We start from the raw sequence: 17461 nt of genomic DNA on the forward strand, positions 1-17461 counted from the left end.
TAGCACTTCTAACGACAGAGTACCAATATGTCTTTTCCCCTCTTGCTCATTCTACTTAGCTTAATTGCGATCGTACCCATATTCTTTGTGATGAAGGAAAAATCTAAGCACACTCAAAATAACTCTATACAACGCCATCAAGAGTATTTAGCATCGGCGCATCATATCGCGGTTCAGTCTCAAGCAGAGTCAATTAAAGAGTCAGTAGGTAATGAACAAGATAGCACTCTTAGCGTAATTAATTTTTCAGCTCATCATCCATTTGTACAACTGCTATATAACGAGCAAGTGCCTAAGAATTTTCGAGTTACTATGGATGCTATTGGTCAGCAATACGAGTCCACGCATCACGATGAAATTACTGAATCACAGTTATTCACCTTCAATAAACTCATCGCTACCCGTGTGCCAGAATTGATTACTGACTATCTAAGCCTTGACCAAAGCTATGCAAAAACAGTCGTTATTGATACCGATCGACAAAATACCAGTTATGACATTGTATTAGAACAGTTGAACTCAATTTTAGATTTTTCGCAAAAGCTTAATACCCAAAGCCAAAGTGGTGTCGTTGACAAACTGCTTGCCAGTCGCCGATATTTGGACGATGTCTACAAAGAAAGCGGTATGGCAGCCGACAGTTTAAAGATAAAATAAATTGCTTTTGGCTCGTCATCAAACGCCTCTTACCCTACTCACTAAGATAGTGGACACTTATAACAGTCAATAATTAATACAAAAACTGACTCACATAATTTACTGTGCGTAAATAAAGCACGCTTATTGGATAAAGATCTACTCATGAATTATTTTAACTCACACTCGCCAACTGCCAAATTTTTCTATCGGATAGTACCTGTTGCTTTTTTTAGTGTCTTGCTACTGGCAGCTTGTCAAAAAGGCTCAGAACCTGAGTCAGATAATGACACACAGACCGAAACAGCCGTACAAACAACGCCCGTCACGACCAATATCAACGCCCCTGACACTGGTGCTGACGCTGATGCAAACTTAGACAACAATACCGACAATACGACAGCACAGCCAACAGATGCAAATAGTGATATTAGTTTAGAACAGTTAGAAGGTGACGTTGAGGCGAACAACTCAGCACCACCCACGACTGAGGTAAAACCTAACCCTGAGCAAGCGATCAAAGGGACACAAATCACCGATGTCCGTTATGAAAACGCAACAGGTGAAACGCTATCAGTGATATTCGAGACCTCAGCGGAAGGTACGCTAAATGCTATTGTCACAATGCCCAATAAACCAAAGATGACGCTAAGTGCACCAGAAGGCCAAGGTAATAACCCTACTTATCGCTCGACGGATGGTAGCCTTGAGCTGGTCAGTCATGCTGGCGGTGGTACTATCGACCTTGTCCAAAATAACAAAGTTACTAGCTTTGATGCGGTCAGTGCGGAAGCAGAAGTTGTTACTGAGTAATATCTATAGTCAAAGAAACATAAAACCGATACGACTGTATTCTGGTGCTACTGGTACAAATTTTACTTGCTTGCTGTATTCACAGAGGCTGCGAAAAATTTATCCCAGCAGCACTGTAGCGACTTAAAAATACTTTAACTATAAGCCTTAACATTTATAAAATCTGTCATAAAAAAGGCGGCACACGTTACTATTGAATAATAACGTGTGCCGCCTTTTTGCTTGTTATTCCACTTTAGCCAAAACCAGTCGTGTTTCCAAATAGACTGACTAGCCAACTGAGCATTGCCCATAACCCCCAGCCAACCACTACAATGACAATTAATCCTAAAATATCAGGAATGTGCAGATATATCCAAGCGATAATAGGATTACGCCAAAAGCGGCTGTGCTGCTGCTTGTCTTCTAATGACTGATGTAAGAATGGCCGGTCCATGTGCATGGTTTCGGTGATGCCATACTCATCATGTAGATGCCCATGCACGATACCCAAGGTTTTGCGACTAGGCCGAATAAATATATCAAGCAATGTGCCAATACCCGGCACGATACCCACCACCATATCGATGAGCGCCAGTCTAACAGCAGGCGTCATTTTATGTGCAGGCACACCCAATTGACGACCTAACACAAATGCATAACTGGTCAAAGCCAGCCCTGCCAAGTCACCTGCCAGCGGAATAGTCGATAGCGCTGCGTCCGCACCCATACCTTGTTTGGTAAAGGGTATCCGTACTAACGAATCCATCGTATTGGCAAACTTGGCCAATTTACGCTCAGTAGCGATGACTTGCTCGCGTGTGAGGCCCTGCTCAGCCAGTCGCGCCCGATAATCGATAATAGGCATATTAACCGCAGAATTTGCTTTTAATTTCGACACTTTATTTAATTCATCCATTAAATGTCGTCCATATACAAGCAATAGCAATGAGCGCAAAGACGTAACGTCCCACCCAGATATTAGCCAAAAACGCCTGAAAGCAAGCTATTGCATTGTAGCTAGCACAAGCGCTATTTTGTTTAGCAAACATCATAGCGACCAGCGCCAAACCAAATACTGGCGTAACACCTAAGGTAGTCGGCGCAAAATAATGCCACATGACCACGCCCATAATGAGCAAAAACAACGTTTGTAGTAGCGAGATAATAATCACATCATAACGACCAAATAATATCGCCGTTGATTTGACCCCTATCTTTAAATCGTCCTCGCGGTCAGCCATGGCATACTGTGTATCATAAGCCACCGTCCAGCACATATAAGCGATAAACAATAACCAACACCAAACATCAGGCGTGCCTTGTATCGCTACATAGGCCATTGGTATCGCCCAACCAAACGCTGCTGCTAAAAATACTTGCGGCAAATGGGTGTAGCGTTTCATAAATGGATAAATAAACGCCAATATAACCGCACCAAGCGACCAATAAAACACAGCCACAGGCAAGAAAAATAGCAAACTGGCACTTAATAATACCAATACCAAAAATGCAGCGACGGCTTCTTTACCTGATAGTCGTCCATCCGCTAATGGTCGTCCCTTGGTACGGGTCACATGACCATCGACTTTTCGATCAGCGAAGTCATTAATGGCGCAACCAGCTGCCCGCATAAAAATCGCACCAAGCGCGAATATCATAAATATATTAAGACTTGGCAATGCAGCTGACGCCCCTTGCTGCTGGGCATGACCCATCGCAGCCAATAGCACGCCCCATAGTGTCGGCCATAGTAGCAACTCAATACCCACAGGTTTGTCAAAACGCGTTAGCTGAATATAGGCTTGTAGTTTGTCGTTAAATGTCATGGTTATTTATTATCATCGATAGAATACGTTATATACGCGCTCATAGTCTTTGCGAAAAGCGACTAGAATAACTGTTAAATGAATTGGCTAGTTACTGAATTTGTTTCCATAATTGGTTGGCTTCTACTAGTGACATTTCAGGATACTGTTTGCGCAAAGCTTTAAGTGCAGGGACTTTATCTTTCTGTGATGCTTGCTGACGCAAAAAATCCAGCTGTTCTTGTGGATTGCTCAGCTCTTTTAGACGTGCTTCGAGCCGTAGGATTCGAGTACGCAAAATGATATTGATCAATAATAGCGCCGCACCCATCGCCCAAATAATTAGCGTTGACATTCCTTGCTCCTAAATCCATTTTTTCGTGTAAACCATCACTAGTAAACAGTTACTATCCAACAATCTCCATCAAACAGTCATTATCAAGCAAAATAACCGTCAAAGCGCACTGCCTCATTATGCCAGCTTTCGCTGGGTTGTTGGCTTGCTAAAAATGGGGCATGCTGAGGACGTTTTACCACCACGCGGCCAGAGTGCTGTGCATGTTTACTGACGACAGCTTGTGCGGATGCTAGCAACTGATACTCTTCGTCTGACGTTGGTGGTCTTGCCAATTGATGCAAGGCCTGCATGTGCTTGCCTACTTTGGCACCTTTTCCTGTCTTGCTGTCTTGATAGCTGTCCTCTGGAAACATAGGATCCAGATATACGACATCAATAACCTTACTGTCACTGACTATTGATTCTGCTTTGAGCATTTCAAAATAACTCAGCGCATCAATATTCACAATTTGTAGGCGTGACATTAGCTTTTGCCAGTTCGGCAATGCACTCATACGCTGCTGCTCTACCAATAATAGCAATGCCATTAATGGCTGTTGCTCCAGCATAGTGACCTGTGCACCAGTACTACCCAATATCAGACTATCATGACCAAAGCCAGCCGTCGCATCAATGACATTACTATCAGATGTAATTTTAACAGCCTGCAATAGTAACTCGGACTTTCGTCCTGCACTCACCACACGGCGTTGTAATTTGTCCCACTCTGGCGTCACACTCAGCCCATCACTGAGCCATGATAGCTTATTTTTATTATCCAATAATAGGATAGGTTGAGTAGCGCTCTGACTTAATTGCTGGCGACGTTTTTGTGTTAATTTATCGACAGACAGCTCAGCATTTAATATGATTGGTAATCGGTGCTGTTCTATCAGTGCTTGCAACATATCCACTTGATTGTGCTGCGACTCGCTCACGTAGAGTAGCTGGCACTGCATAAAGGCGGTAGCCTTATTAGAAACTGTATCCAAACTACTCATGACCACCCTCTTTACAACTACTAATAACGCTATAAACCATAGCAATAGCTAACCTGCCATTTGATAACCAAAACCCCAAGCAGCGATCAAGACAAGCACACCTGTGATAATGCGTAACCAAGCAAAGATGGTGAAATCACGACGGCTCACCCATGCCACAAGCAAACGAATACAAAGTAAAGCGACGATAAATGACACCACTGTACCAACGCCCAGCACTAACCAATCATCACTATTGGTCAGTACGTCGCCATGTTTGATTAAATCTAATAGTGCCGCGCCTACAATAACAGGAATACCTAAAAAGAATGAAAACTCTGCTGACGCTTTGCGCGAGACCCCGAGCCACAGAGCACCAATAATAGTAGCACCTGAGCGTGATGTCCCTGGTATTAGTGCCAAACATTGAAACAACCCAATCATCAACGCTGTTTTTAAGCTGACATCTTCAGCTTCATTTGCAATGACCGCTTTAGGACGACTTTCAACATAGAATATCAACAAACCGCCAATGATGAGCATAATTGCGACAGTAATCGGATTAAATAAATAGGCTTTAATCTCATCAGCGAAGGTAAAACCAACGATCATTACAGGAATAGTAGATACAATCAAACTTAGCCCAAGCTGCCTTGGGTTATTCATGCCTTCTGCTTTACCAGTTAACAAGCCCATCAGCGCTTGCCACAGTCTGCCCCAATAATCATAAATAACGGCTAAGATAGCGCCCAGTTGAACGACGACGACAAACAAGTCGACCTTTTCTTTGGTCCAAAAGCCCATCACATCTGCTGATAAAATTAGATAGCCCGTACTAGAAATGGGTAAAAACTCAGTGATACCTTCAACGATACCCATGATGACAGCTTGAATTAATAAAATGATATCCACAATTGCTTTCCTAAACACGGAGCGACTGGTTGCTCAGTATTGTTCTTAGTGTGTTGTTATATTTTGCATAGTGCGACAAATAACTGAAAACAACTATGCTTTGCCTTGCTCTTTCAGCGTTTTCCAAGCTTGGTTACGTAAGTATTTTGGTAAAGCTTGTGCCGCCTCTACTCCACCTGTCGCCATAAACTGCGCGATACCGACCTGACCGATGACCACCGCATCCGGTGACACATCTTCATAACAGACTTGTGCATCATGCAAAGTCAATAAACCTGCGCCATTACCGACTACTGGAATATCAAGGTCGGTTTGGCTGTCATAATCCAGTAGCTGCTCAGTACTATCGTTATCAGCAATCAGTACTGGCTGCATAATGGCGGCTTCACCATCGATTACTGCGTACTGCCCAAAATACACTTGCTGCATACGAGCATCAAGCGCACTGTAAACTTGAGTCAGATCATACTGATTATACGCACGCTGCGCAATCGCCTGTAAGCTTGAAACGCCGACACAAGGAGTATCATGTGCGACAGATAGCGCTTGTACTACCGCTGTATTGATTCTGATACCGCTAAAAGCGCCAGGACCACGGTTGAATATCAAGGCATGTATATCAGCCAGCTTTAACTGCGCTTCAGACAAGGCTGCATCAATCATGGGTAGGATCTGCTGAGTTTGCTGACGCTTACCCGTTTCGGTATGACTCGATAGTACCTGACCATCTACATCCAAAATTGCGATCGAGCACTGATCAAACACAGTATCCATTGCTAAAAACATCATCACCTCGGCTTGTACGCTTGGCATCATAAAATAGCGCCTATCATAGCATTTAGCGTTAAAATTTTGATGACTTTCTATGTTTTTCATGGTTTATTCATAAATATAGAGGTAATTATAAGATCATGTTGTTTGTTAGAAATAGCAATCTTCGTCAAACTCACAAGCTATTCCTATTTAGTCTAAATTTAGAGCTTTTGGAGCAATTGAAATGTTTACAGACTTTGATGATTATCTATCATCTTCTTTCTCTGATGACTATTGGTCTGATGAAGGCATCAGCATTGCAGAAGCAATGCTTTGTAAATTCTCAGACGAAGATTGGCTAATTATTAAGGAGCAATTGAAGCATCGAAACTATCCTTGGTTGGAAAGGTGCGCTAATGTTCTAGGAGACTTCAATGATTCAAAATCTATGAAACTGTTAATAAAATTTTTAGATATAGATGATGTTGAAGTACAGATAGCGGCACTTGACTCTATAAATTCTTTACTTAGCATGGCCGTAATTACCAAAGACACTAATAATGACTTGATTGGCAAGATTAATAAAGTTCAATCATCAAACACGGTTATAAAGATCATGCTGGATTCTTTAAAAAAGCGCGTAGGGTGCGGTTAGCGAAGCGCAACCCACCAATTAAAACCTGCAAAATCGAAAAAGCCTCAAAACCATATCAGTTTTGAGGCCCCATCAAAAATTATAGACAGTACAATCAGCTATGGTTTAAAAGCGGGTTTTAAACTTCTTTGGCGCTTGATTTTGCATTTCCTGCATTTGCTTTTGCATCTCTTCAGTGCTCGGCATGTTGTTTGGATCAAGACCCATCTGTTTTGCCATTTGCTCTGGGTTTACATCTTTTGCGCCACCTTGACCACCACCGCCGAATAACGGACCGCCACCACCTGCTCCGCCACCGCCCATCAACCCTTTCATAGACTTCATCATTTTACTGATACCTTCCGGCTTAGAGATCATTTTCATCATTTTGGCCATTTGCTTGTGCTGCTTTAGCAAACGATTCACATCTTGAATCTCGCGACCAGAACCAGCAGCGATACGACGCTTACGGCTCGGATTAATCTTATCAGGGTTTTTACGCTCAAACGGTGTCATAGAATTAATCAAGGCTTCCATTTCACGCACTTTTTCTTCTGGCTTGGCATCTTCAACGGCTTTTTGCATATCAGAGCCACCCATACCTGGCATTTTATCTAAAAATCCTGCCATGCCGCCCATGTTTTTCATTTGCTGAAACTGCGTCAACAGATCCTCAAGGTCGAATTCACCGCCCTTTTGCATCTTTTTCGCCATTTTTTCGGCTTTATCACGGTCGATTTTTTGCTCGACTTCTTCGACCAAACTCAGTACATCACCCATACCTAGGATACGCTGAGCAATACGCTCGGGATGGAATAGCTCTAACTCGTCCAGTTTCTCACCACGACCTAAAAACTTGATCGGCTTACCTGTGATGGCACGCACAGAAAGTGCAGCACCACCGCGAGCATCACCATCTGTCTTGGTCAGAATAACACCTGTTAATGGCAAGGCATCATTAAAAGCTTTTGCGGTATTGGCCGCATCTTGACCGGTCATCGCATCGACGACAAATAGTGTTTCAGATGGACTGACGGCAGCCGTTAACGCCTTAATCTCATCCATCATCGTGTCATCAATATGTAGACGACCAGCGGTATCAATGATTAGAATATCTTGATATTGAATTTTTGCTTCTTCGATCGCACGTTGCGCGATATCGATTGGGTTTTCGTCAGTGCTTGAGTTCACAAACTTAGCATTTACCTGACCTGCTACTTGCTCAAGCTGCTTGATGGCGGCTGGACGATAAACATCCGCCGAAACCAACATGACTTTTTTCTTATGACGCTCTTGTAAGAACTTGGCCAACTTACCAGCGGTAGTCGTTTTACCTGCACCTTGCAAACCTGCCAGTAAATAGACAACTGGTGGCTTACCTGTCATTTCTAACTGTTGATTGGCACTGCCCATCATTTCCGTCAGCTCGTCATGGACGATTTTGACAAAGGCTTGTCCTGGTGCCAGCTCTTTCAAGACTTCCGCACCAAGCGCTTGCTCTTTAACACGTTTAACAAAGTCGCGAGTGACAGGTAGCGCCACATCGGCTTCGAGCAATGCCATGCGCACTTCGCGCAAGGTATCTTTGATGTTATCTTCGGTTAGCTGTCCACTACCCACGATATTGCGCAGGCTTGAGGATAATCGTTCTGTTAAAGTATCAAACATAAATAACTCTCAGTTAAAAATAATTCTTAGTAAAACCCTTTAACGGGTTTATAAATAATATTCGGTTATAGCATAAAACATTGGATTAATATTTATAAAATAATGATAAAAACAACCTATTATCAATACTATAGCATCAAGCAGACTCAAAAATTAATAAGCTTTTTATAAAATTATTGATTCGTAAATATATTTTTAAGCCAGGCCATTGTGTTTGGTATACTCTAAGTGTTTATAAGTAATACGCAATATGGCACTCAATTGGCTGTCATTTTATGATAAATTAAACAATTATTCTAATCATTCCGATAATACCATTTTAGCATCAATCTGAGCGGCCGTTTTACACTCAGTATGAGACGAGGCTTTATGTCTGTGAACCTTGCATTCTTACTTGCTAGCCTAGCTTATCTCTTAGTCAGCGTTTACATTGGTTGGGCATTAACTCGAGGTAAGTCCATTCATAAAGGCATCAGTCTGGGATTATTGACAGTCGGCATGATTGCACATGCATTGCTACTTTATCCTTATGTCGTTACCCTTTACGGTCTGAATTTTAATCTATTTAATATAATCAGCCTGATCAGTCTGTTTTTCTTATTTTTCTATGTTTTGTTTTGTCTCTATCGCCCCATCATCAGCCTTGCTATTTTAGCAGCACCTACGGCATTAATAGGTATGACTGTTGGCTATATTGGTCGAGCCCCTTATCAACCTATTACCAATATCAGTGTTGGGCTTGAGGCGCATATACTACTATCTTTGGCGGCCTATTGTGTGCTGCTGATGGCCGCTGTGCAAGCGCTATTTTTACGCTTACAAATTCGTGAGCTAAAACATCACACGATCCATCGCTTTTGGGTCAACAAGCTACCCTCATTACAAAGCATGGAAAGCTTATTATTCGACATGCTATTGGTTGGCTTTGTCTTACTCAGTATTGCGCTAGGTATTGGCTTTATCTATGTACACGACTTGATGTCTCAACATATTGTTCATAAAACCGCGTTTAGTCTACTATCATGGTTATTGTTTGGCACGTTATTAGTAGGTAGTTGGCGCGCAGGCTGGCGTGGTAAAAGAGCTGCAAACATCACTATTTATGCCTTTATTCTACTGGCTATTGGTTTTATCGGTAGCAAGTTTGTTTTAGAGATGCTGTTATAAAACAATAAAAAGCATAGCGTTCAGCAATGATAACTACTGACGGCTATGCTTTTATGAAAACTAACTGTCGGATATTTTAATTAAAAACCACGGTCTTATTACCTGCCACAATCACACGATTTTGCACATGCCAATTGACCGCACGCGCCAGTACGTTACGCTCAATATCACGCCCTATAGCACGTAACTCAGTCACACCTTGACGGTGCGTCACACGATGCACATCTTGCTCAATAATAGGCCCTTGATCTAGCTCAGCAGTGACATAATGTGCTGTTGCACCAATCAGTTTCACGCCTTTATCATAGGCCTGACGATACGGATCTGCTCCAACAAAGGCTGGCAAGAATGAGTGATGAATATTGATGACTTTCATCGGCCAACGCTTCACAAAATCAGATGATAATATCTGCATATAACGCGCTAATACGAGCAAGTCATTGCCTGCCATCAGCTCATGAATTTGCTCTTCTGCCTCTGCTTTATTAGCTTTGCTAACAGGCACATGATGAAAAGTGATACCAAAGTTTTCTACCGCTTGACGCAAGTCAGGATGATTACTAACCACACAAGTAATATCACAATCAAGCAGACCACGCTGATGCCGCCATAACAAATCTAACAATGCATGATCAAATTTTGATACCAAAATACCGACCTTGGTTTTGATCGCATTGTTATGTAATCGCCAATCCATATTATGGCGTTTGGCGACCGTATGAGCAAAACTGGCTTTAAAGTTATCAATAATATCGCTCAATCCTGCCAAGGCAAACTCTAAACGCATAAAGTACTGACCGCCTTCATGAGCAGTGGAATATTGATCGAGCGTAATAATATTAGCGCCATAACGATGAATAAACTCAGATACCGCTTGCACGATACCCGCCTGATCTTTGCACTTAATCAGCAATGTCGCGGTATCGATAGCAGCCGTTGTTGGCGTATTAGGAGGAGTGCTACTAGGCTGCGTGTTCGATGGCGAAACAATTTTTGTATTATCTGACATAGTAAACCCAATTAAAAAAATGAAACCTGCTACTAAAGCCAAATGCTAGAGCATAGTAAACTGGCTATTTTAGTCTTTTTTTTGATACTTTGCTGAATGAGTTGGTTGTTTTTTATAACAATTGGATAAATAACAGGTTAACTGAAAAATAATCTTTACTATTAGATAATCAACAACATAGCCGCTGCATTTCAAGGTATAATAACCTCCCTTAAAACCACAACAATCATAAAAATATTTGAGTATTCATCTCTTTTATGGTATAAATGTCGGCTTTAAAATTTTCTGAATTGGTACGCTTGTTATTTGCCTTTAGATAACAGCAATACCAACTCAACATTCATATAGTTTTGTTTGGTGCAAAGCTGCCGCTTGCTGTGTCCATGCCGCAAAAACGTGCAACTTGCCCAGACTGGTATGAGAAAAACTCATACCTCATAGATTAGGAGTTCGCCATGTCTCGAGTTTGCCAAGTGACTGGAAAGCGCCCTATGGTGGGTAATAATGTTTCGCACGCAAACAACAAAACCCGTCGTCGCTTTCTACCAAACCTTCACAACCATCGTTTTTGGGTAGAGTCTGAAAATCGTTTTGTACGTCTACGTGTGTCTACCAAAGGTATGCGCATCATTGACAAACTTGGTATCGATAAAGTGCTAGCAGATATGCGCGCACAAGGTCAAAAGATTTAAGTTAAGACTTGCAGCTTAATGCATTGATAATTTTCAACCGTTAAGCTGCTATTCTGCTACCTTTTATATAGTTATTTTATATAATTACCTTGTGTAGCCACTTAACCTTTTAGATCCGTACCTATCGTTTGAAGACCCCTCATTTACAGGAAAGCTATCATGAGAGATAAAATTAAGTTAGTATCAACTGCTGGTACTGGGTATTACTACACCACTACCAAAAACAAGCGCACTATGCCTGGCAAAATGGAAATTAAGAAATACGATCCAAAAGTACGCCAGCACGTTGTTTTTAAAGAAGCTAAAATCAAATAATTTATTGTTCAGATAAGTTATTTGTATAAAAAAAGGGTTTATCAATTGATAAACCCTTTTTTTATTGCTCATTAATTTTAATTGAGATATCTATTGTCACATCAGAATTTGTCACACCAAAATTGCGATTACCAAAATCACTTCTCTATAATATCAATCAACTGTAATGCGTTGGCTCTTTGTCATAGACATGCGCATGCCACTGGCTCATCTGCTTTTGCATAATGACTTGAATTGCGGCATGAATCATATGCTGACCAATCGCTTGGGTATCAGTACCCAGTATTTCTTTCAGTTTTTCAGAAAAATCTATCGTCATTAGTGGTGCCTCATCCTGTTCAGCATCACGCAATAACAACCGACCATCTTCAGCTTCTACCAACTCCAATGTGGTTTCTTTCGCAAATCCTGCAAATTGGTCAGTACTTTCATTATCTACTTCTATATCATTATCGATATCATATGGCATTAATTTTTTCCTTATTATCCCGTCTAATTATGTGTAAAGACAATTGCATGTAAAAAACTTAACGTCTTACAGCAATACGGGGAAAATCATCGTCCTTATACAATGGACGCTTTGGCCATCAAATTCAAGTGCTGTCACATAAGTCTTCTCTATAGGTGACCACTTAAGCATAAAACTTATGAAAAAATCAGCGCCAGTAACGTAGTTTTCCTAAAGTAAATAAGAAAGCGACGAACATTCCCAAATAATAAACCAATTTTAGCTCAAGCGTGGGATCACGATATTTAAAAGGTAATGCCACTGTGGCAGTTGCTGTAGGGAAAATCAACAGCATAATCAGCCAATTTTCGATGACATTTAGCCATCCCTGTAAGTCAGTGCCATGACGTAGCGACGCTAATCCGAGTAGCAAACACGCTATTATTAAGCTCGTAAATAAGCCATTTGGTAGGTCTTTTGGATAAATAATTTTGGCAATACTGGTTGGCATGATTCGCATGTAAAATTCCAGTCATGCTTGTAGAGCGTGACTTAGTGGTTAAAAGTGTATAAAAGCTTATAAAAATATCAGATTAGTTATGCAGCTGAAGCTTTGCAACTATAAACGCTTCAGTAGAACTTGGATACAAAGAGTCCTAGCGAAAGCCTTATCAATATTAAGCTCAGTAAGATTGATAGCATGTTCAACTTATAGAACACTGACTATAAGGTCATTTAGCTATACGTCCCCATCAACCATAGCATTGAGATACAAGACGTTAAATAACCCAAACTAATCGCATTCCATGCTTCTATATGCAAGTCCTTAACTTTGTTAAGTATGCGTGAACCGACCCAAAAAAACAGCGGAATACCAAGTATAAAGGATGGCACAACAACAGATGCATGGTGCAGAACTGCCTCAACGTCATCACCCACCATCAAGCGGAAACCATAACCTGCTAAACTCAGAACAAGTGCGAATAGCGCTAGGCCAATGGTAATACCTCTCGGTACTAGGCTACGTTGCTGCTCTGTGCTTGCCACTGATTCAGACGAAACTGCTGGATTGATTGAATTTTTTGTGTCCATACTTCACCTTTGCATGACTGATCATTAATCTCGCTCTATCTTTAGCATTCAGTGCAATGGTAATTAGCTACCATTAGCCAGTGCCAACTCCACACGCATGGCATCGATAGCAGCCTTGTAATCATCTTGATTAAAGATAGCAGAACCCGCAACAAACATATCCGCACCCGCTTCTGCAATCGCACGGATATTGCTGGCTTTGATACCACCATCTACTTCTAATCTAATATCACGACCACTTGTGATAATACGTTGGCGAACTTGGCGAACCTTATCTAAGGTGCCTTCAATAAATGATTGACCGCCATAACCAGGGTTGACGCTCATTAGTAATATTTGATCCACTTTATCCATGACATAATCTAAATAGTGCAGCGGGGTCGCTGGGTTCAATACCAAACCACACTCTGCACCACCATCTTTAATCAATTGCAACGAACGATCAATGTGCCCACTCGCTTCTGGGTGGAAAGTGATAACGCTCGCACCGGCTTCTAGAAACTGCTCAATCATGCTATCAACTGGTGATACCATAAGGTGTACATCAATGGGAGCATCAATACCATAATCTCGCAATGCCTGACAAATCATACTACCAAACGTTAAATTGGGTACGTAATGATTGTCCATCACATCAAAATGAATCACATCGGCACCCGACTCTAATACCCTTTCAACTTCTTCACCCAGACGCGCAAAATCCGCTGAGAGTATCGATGGGGCTATAAGATATGGCTTAGAAGGACTGATCATAGCTAACTACCTAGTTTGTATGTAAATAAAGGATGGATAAGATAAAATACGGATAAAGCTGAAAGTTGGCTTATATCATAGCGTCTATTGAACAGACTCTATTATAAGCCTTTCCTGCATCGATATTGAATAAAAAAACTAGCGCGGCTTATACTGAGTCTTACAATAAGCACGGCCCACACCGAATTCTCGTTTCGCTTGATGCTTGGTAGCACGATTGCTTACTCGCTGACGCCATAAGCGAAAAGATGATGGCTTTAACGTTTGACGCATGAGCTTGATAACGCTAGCCTCATTAAGACCATAGCTATGTTCTATCGCCCCAAACGGTGTCCTGTCCTCCCACGCCATCTCTATCACTCGTGAAAGTTGCGACTCATCAAGCACTTGCTCACCCTCGCTATTGACGTTTTTTGCAATAAACGTTTCTGACTCGACCTGAGATATCCGGTCGTTATTGTCATGACTGGTCTGCTGCTTGTTCTTTAACGCTGCGTCCATATCTGCTTGCATAGTCGCTAGCGCTGACTTTGCAGTGCTAGCGTCTGATTGTTGATCGCACACGGAACGCGTACTGGCATTAGATGCCGTTAAGTCTTGATAACTTGCCATAAATTTACCTTGTAAACACTCGGGCTTGCTAAGTATTCTGTTCTGGTTCTAACAGACTAGCGAAAACAGCTCGACATCATCGCCTAACTAAGTTGAGCCTTGCGCCAATGATGTTCGATATGATCATCAATAATGCTCTGAATAAAGTAATAACTATGATCGTGACCCGCCTGATAGCGTAGGGTTAAGGGCTGTTTGACTTTTTCACAAGCTTGTTGCAATTTAGCAGTTTGCAGTTGACCTTCTGCCAAAAAATTGTCAGCAGCACCTTGATCGACCAAAATACTCGAATACTGCTGACCGACCTTTTCAATCACCTTTGAAGCATCTGCTTGTAACCATAGTGATTTATCCGCACCAAAATACTCTGTATAAGCAGCCTCTCCCCACGCTGACTCACTGGCGGCACATATTGGTGATAATGCTGAGACACTGACAAATTTTCCCGGAAACTTAAAACCTAATAATAATGCGCCATGACCACCCATAGAGTGTCCTGTGATACCGATACTGTGAATCGGGAACTCTGAACGTAACAAATCATATAGCTCATCGACGATATAACTTTGCATGTTAAAGCTCTCTGCCCAAGGTGCTTGCGTGGCATCAACATAGTAACTAGCGCCTTGTCCAACAAAATAACGCTCATCGTTGGCCACATCATTGCCTTCACTACTACGAGGAGAGGTATCAGGTGCGATCAGTATCATGCCAAGATCACTACATTTTTGTTGAAAATGCGCTTTGTGCGTAACATTATCAGCATTGCAAGTCAGACCTGAGAGATATAAAACCGCTGGACAAAGACGGCCAGCAAGCGCTTCGTCCGGTAGATAAATACTGAACGTCATTGGCGTTTTAGTCGTTGTCGATTGATGGCTGTAATAATGTTGCTCTCCATCAAAACAGCGATTCACACTTTTTTGAGTGAGTTGTGAATTGGCAGACAAACTGTGATTGTAAGAATGATTCATGAGTAACGCTCCTTTTATCTAAAGAAAAACACATGATGACTTATAAAAGCTTCTATCAAAAAGCCTCTATAATGTCATCCCTTATAAATGAATAGCAGATACTTATTCCGTGGTTATGACTGTCGTCACCATTGGCGGACTCACCTCATTATTATCCCCGATAGGAATAACAGTCGTATTGGAGTCCTCAGTGATGCTAGCAACTGATGGTCGTGCTTTATCAAATAGTACTCGTTCAAACGCGGGTAAGGCCGTCTGCATAAGACTACCAATCACCATCTGCGGGTCTGATGGTTCAAAACCCATCACATTTTCTTTCTCACTGACACGTAAACGAGCATCTTTAAAGGCAGATTCAAAACTGGTATTGTCTCGTAGACTCTCCGCAAAAAACGCTTGCCCGAAATACGTCATCTCTGCCGTATTAGTACAGCCAAATGAAGCTTTATCAGCAGCTGATGCCGTAATCACCACTGTGGTCGGCGATGCCAGCTCATCGATAAAAGAACCTGAATAACAGGCAGATACCACAATCACTCGCCAACGAATACCTGAATCATCCAGTGCCTCACGCAGCCATGATGCATCTAAATTGTCCATGGCTAGTGGTGGATTTGCCAGTTGTACGATATTTTCATTACCGTGTGAAGATAATGTGAGAAACAACACATCTTCATCAGCATCCATCTGCTGACCGATTCTTTTTAAGCCACGTAAAATACTGGTCTTAGTCGCTATCGGCTCATCCATCCAACTATAGTCATTATTGATCAATGACAGAGAGTGCCCACTGGTACCAAAACGCACATCAAATAACTCACGTACTCTGTTAATTTCAGAACGGAAAACGTTTTGACCAGAGAATCCTGCAACACCCATAAAGTACCAGTCCGTTTTGCCCAACACACTAGGATCGATACTATCCAATGCCTGCTGTAGCAAGCGCGGCTGCTCGTATAGTGCCGCTTCTTCTAGGACAGGCTCTATAGGAATCTGCTTAAATATTGGCTGATCAGCAACGTTACGCTGCCAAATCGTCAAAAGCGCAATGGCTCCCACCAATATAATGATACGCTCCCACCACGGAATACGAAAGCGATGAAAGAAAATCCACATCAATGCCAACGTCTGCCATAAGAACAGCACTAAGAATAAGACCGGTAAAAATGAATAGCTCCACTCCGGCAACCAATTATGACTACCAAAGTACTGCACTAAACTTTGTAATAGCGCGGACAGTGTGTCAGCGACCAACCACAATACCACGGGTACAAAAACCAAGGCTTGATTACCAGCACGCCGTGCCAGAATGATACCGCTTAATAGAATAATCATCGGCCATATTAAATAGCTGACCAACCCTTGCTCATTGAAGGTACTGCCGTATTCAGCAGCCAACCAAGAAAATAATACATTGCTACCAAGTGCCAACAAGGCAAAAATGGCAAACTGCATAAAAGTGGGTTTGACCCAAGAAAACGCACGGGTTGACCCTACCAACATCCACAAAGTGGCAATAATATTGGCAGCGAAGTTGAGCGAAAAGCGCTGAAGCGATACGGTTTTTAACGACGTAAGTGACAAAGACTTAGACCTCTAACCAGCCGAGAAAAATAAAGTGAGTCAATGATAAGTGTTTTACTATTTGTATCATCTGACATCGTTTATTGACTTTGCAACGAGGCAGATGGACAGCAATTTTATATTTAATTCACTATGAAATGATTATAAGAGGTGAAAAGCAAAAACTGAAAACTAGGACTAACAGTCTAGCTTGCTAATCTATCTTAATTGTAACGGATTGTTAGTCTAGAGGATAAGACTGATTTGTAAAATTACTCATATGCAAATTAAAAATAAAAAAGAGGTCTTGCAAGCA

General features: G+C 41.8%; 21 protein-coding genes. 6 read left to right on the plus strand and 15 right to left on the minus strand.

Annotated features, from left to right (window positions below):
• The first annotated feature begins 27 nt into the window (after positions 1-27).
• On the plus strand, positions 28-657 hold the full coding sequence (locus tag ACT3QP_RS05690; RefSeq protein ID WP_192518998.1) for a hypothetical protein: 630 nt from the start codon (positions 28-30) through the stop codon (positions 655-657).
• 144 nt (positions 658-801) lie between these two features.
• A complete protein-coding gene (locus ACT3QP_RS05695; RefSeq protein WP_444524786.1) occupies positions 802-1449 on the plus strand; it encodes a hypothetical protein in 648 nt (215 codons plus the stop codon).
• 235 nt (positions 1450-1684) lie between these two features.
• Here ACT3QP_RS05695 and ACT3QP_RS05700 read toward each other — a convergent pair whose 3' ends face one another.
• The 6 genes from ACT3QP_RS05700 to tsaB all read right to left on the minus strand — a co-directional run bounded on the left by ACT3QP_RS05700 (position 1685) and on the right by tsaB (position 6251).
• Positions 1685-2347, minus strand: a complete 663-nt coding sequence (locus ACT3QP_RS05700) for a DUF4112 domain-containing protein (protein WP_444524787.1) — start codon at positions 2345-2347, stop codon at positions 1685-1687.
• Entirely contained in the window at positions 2340-3257 is a 918-nt protein-coding gene (gene ubiA, locus ACT3QP_RS05705; protein WP_444524788.1) for a 4-hydroxybenzoate octaprenyltransferase, read from the minus strand. The genes ACT3QP_RS05700 and ubiA overlap by 8 nt, the downstream gene beginning before the upstream one ends.
• A gap of 91 nt (positions 3258-3348) precedes the next feature.
• Positions 3349-3591 carry a hypothetical protein gene (locus tag ACT3QP_RS05710; RefSeq protein WP_192518994.1) on the minus strand — a complete coding sequence of 81 codons (243 nt, stop codon included), beginning with the start codon at positions 3589-3591 and terminating at the stop codon, positions 3349-3351.
• 83 nt (positions 3592-3674) lie between these two features.
• Entirely contained in the window at positions 3675-4574 is a 900-nt protein-coding gene (locus ACT3QP_RS05715; protein WP_444524789.1) for a class I SAM-dependent methyltransferase, read from the minus strand.
• 48 nt (positions 4575-4622) lie between these two features.
• The gene (locus tag ACT3QP_RS05720) at positions 4623-5465 is read right to left on the minus strand and encodes an undecaprenyl-diphosphate phosphatase (protein ID WP_192518992.1); all 843 of its coding nucleotides are present in this window, start codon (positions 5463-5465) and stop codon (positions 4623-4625) included.
• Between the two features lie 93 nt (positions 5466-5558).
• Complete coding sequence (gene tsaB, locus ACT3QP_RS05725; protein WP_444524808.1) at positions 5559-6251, minus strand: tRNA (adenosine(37)-N6)-threonylcarbamoyltransferase complex dimerization subunit type 1 TsaB; 693 nt, start codon at positions 6249-6251, stop codon at positions 5559-5561.
• A 211-nt stretch (positions 6252-6462) separates the two neighbouring features.
• On the opposite strand from tsaB, the gene ACT3QP_RS05730 reads away from it, so the two are divergent.
• Complete coding sequence (locus ACT3QP_RS05730; RefSeq protein ID WP_444524790.1) at positions 6463-6873, plus strand: hypothetical protein; 411 nt, start codon at positions 6463-6465, stop codon at positions 6871-6873.
• Positions 6874-6978: 105 nt separating this feature from the next.
• Here ACT3QP_RS05730 and ffh read toward each other — a convergent pair whose 3' ends face one another.
• A complete protein-coding gene (gene ffh / locus ACT3QP_RS05735) occupies positions 6979-8520 on the minus strand; it encodes a signal recognition particle protein (RefSeq protein WP_444524791.1) in 1542 nt (513 codons plus the stop codon).
• A gap of 369 nt (positions 8521-8889) precedes the next feature.
• Here ffh and ACT3QP_RS05740 point away from each other — a divergent pair, with 369 nt between their 5' ends.
• Complete coding sequence (locus ACT3QP_RS05740) at positions 8890-9687, plus strand: cytochrome C assembly family protein (RefSeq protein WP_444524792.1); 798 nt, start codon at positions 8890-8892, stop codon at positions 9685-9687.
• Positions 9688-9763: 76 nt separating this feature from the next.
• Here ACT3QP_RS05740 and purU read toward each other — a convergent pair whose 3' ends face one another.
• Positions 9764-10696 (minus strand): formyltetrahydrofolate deformylase, encoded by a 933-nt coding sequence (purU, locus tag ACT3QP_RS05745; RefSeq protein ID WP_444524793.1) that lies wholly within the window; start codon positions 10694-10696, stop codon positions 9764-9766.
• Between the two features lie 455 nt (positions 10697-11151).
• Here purU and rpmB point away from each other — a divergent pair, with 455 nt between their 5' ends.
• Both rpmB and rpmG read left to right on the plus strand, forming a co-directional pair.
• Positions 11152-11388: a 50S ribosomal protein L28 gene (rpmB, locus tag ACT3QP_RS05750; protein ID WP_192518989.1), complete on the plus strand. Its 237-nt coding sequence runs from the start codon at positions 11152-11154 to the stop codon at positions 11386-11388.
• A 159-nt stretch (positions 11389-11547) separates the two neighbouring features.
• Complete coding sequence (rpmG, locus tag ACT3QP_RS05755; protein ID WP_192518988.1) at positions 11548-11703, plus strand: 50S ribosomal protein L33; 156 nt, start codon at positions 11548-11550, stop codon at positions 11701-11703.
• Between the two features lie 157 nt (positions 11704-11860).
• Here the strand turns inward: rpmG and ACT3QP_RS05760 are convergent, their stop codons facing one another.
• The 7 genes from ACT3QP_RS05760 to ACT3QP_RS05790 all read right to left on the minus strand — a co-directional run bounded on the left by ACT3QP_RS05760 (position 11861) and on the right by ACT3QP_RS05790 (position 17166).
• Positions 11861-12172 carry a hypothetical protein gene (locus tag ACT3QP_RS05760; protein WP_444524794.1) on the minus strand — a complete coding sequence of 104 codons (312 nt, stop codon included), beginning with the start codon at positions 12170-12172 and terminating at the stop codon, positions 11861-11863.
• Between the two features lie 187 nt (positions 12173-12359).
• Positions 12360-12671 carry a hypothetical protein gene (locus ACT3QP_RS05765; protein ID WP_444524795.1) on the minus strand — a complete coding sequence of 104 codons (312 nt, stop codon included), beginning with the start codon at positions 12669-12671 and terminating at the stop codon, positions 12360-12362.
• A gap of 215 nt (positions 12672-12886) precedes the next feature.
• Positions 12887-13243, minus strand: a complete 357-nt coding sequence (locus ACT3QP_RS05770; RefSeq protein WP_444524796.1) for a hypothetical protein — start codon at positions 13241-13243, stop codon at positions 12887-12889.
• 63 nt (positions 13244-13306) lie between these two features.
• Complete coding sequence (rpe, locus tag ACT3QP_RS05775; RefSeq protein ID WP_444524797.1) at positions 13307-13996, minus strand: ribulose-phosphate 3-epimerase; 690 nt, start codon at positions 13994-13996, stop codon at positions 13307-13309.
• Between the two features lie 138 nt (positions 13997-14134).
• Entirely contained in the window at positions 14135-14383 is a 249-nt protein-coding gene (locus ACT3QP_RS05780) for a TIGR03643 family protein (protein WP_444524809.1), read from the minus strand.
• 308 nt (positions 14384-14691) lie between these two features.
• Positions 14692-15582, minus strand: coding sequence for an S-formylglutathione hydrolase (gene fghA, locus ACT3QP_RS05785; protein WP_444524798.1), 891 nt, complete (start codon positions 15580-15582; stop codon positions 14692-14694).
• A 102-nt stretch (positions 15583-15684) separates the two neighbouring features.
• Positions 15685-17166 (minus strand): C13 family peptidase, encoded by a 1482-nt coding sequence (locus ACT3QP_RS05790; protein WP_444524799.1) that lies wholly within the window; start codon positions 17164-17166, stop codon positions 15685-15687.
• Positions 17167-17461 lie beyond the last annotated feature (295 nt).

Origin of the sequence: Psychrobacter sp. AOP7-B1-24, assembly GCF_052376215.1 — a bacterium.
Taxonomy (GTDB): Bacteria; Pseudomonadota; Gammaproteobacteria; order Pseudomonadales; family Moraxellaceae; genus Psychrobacter.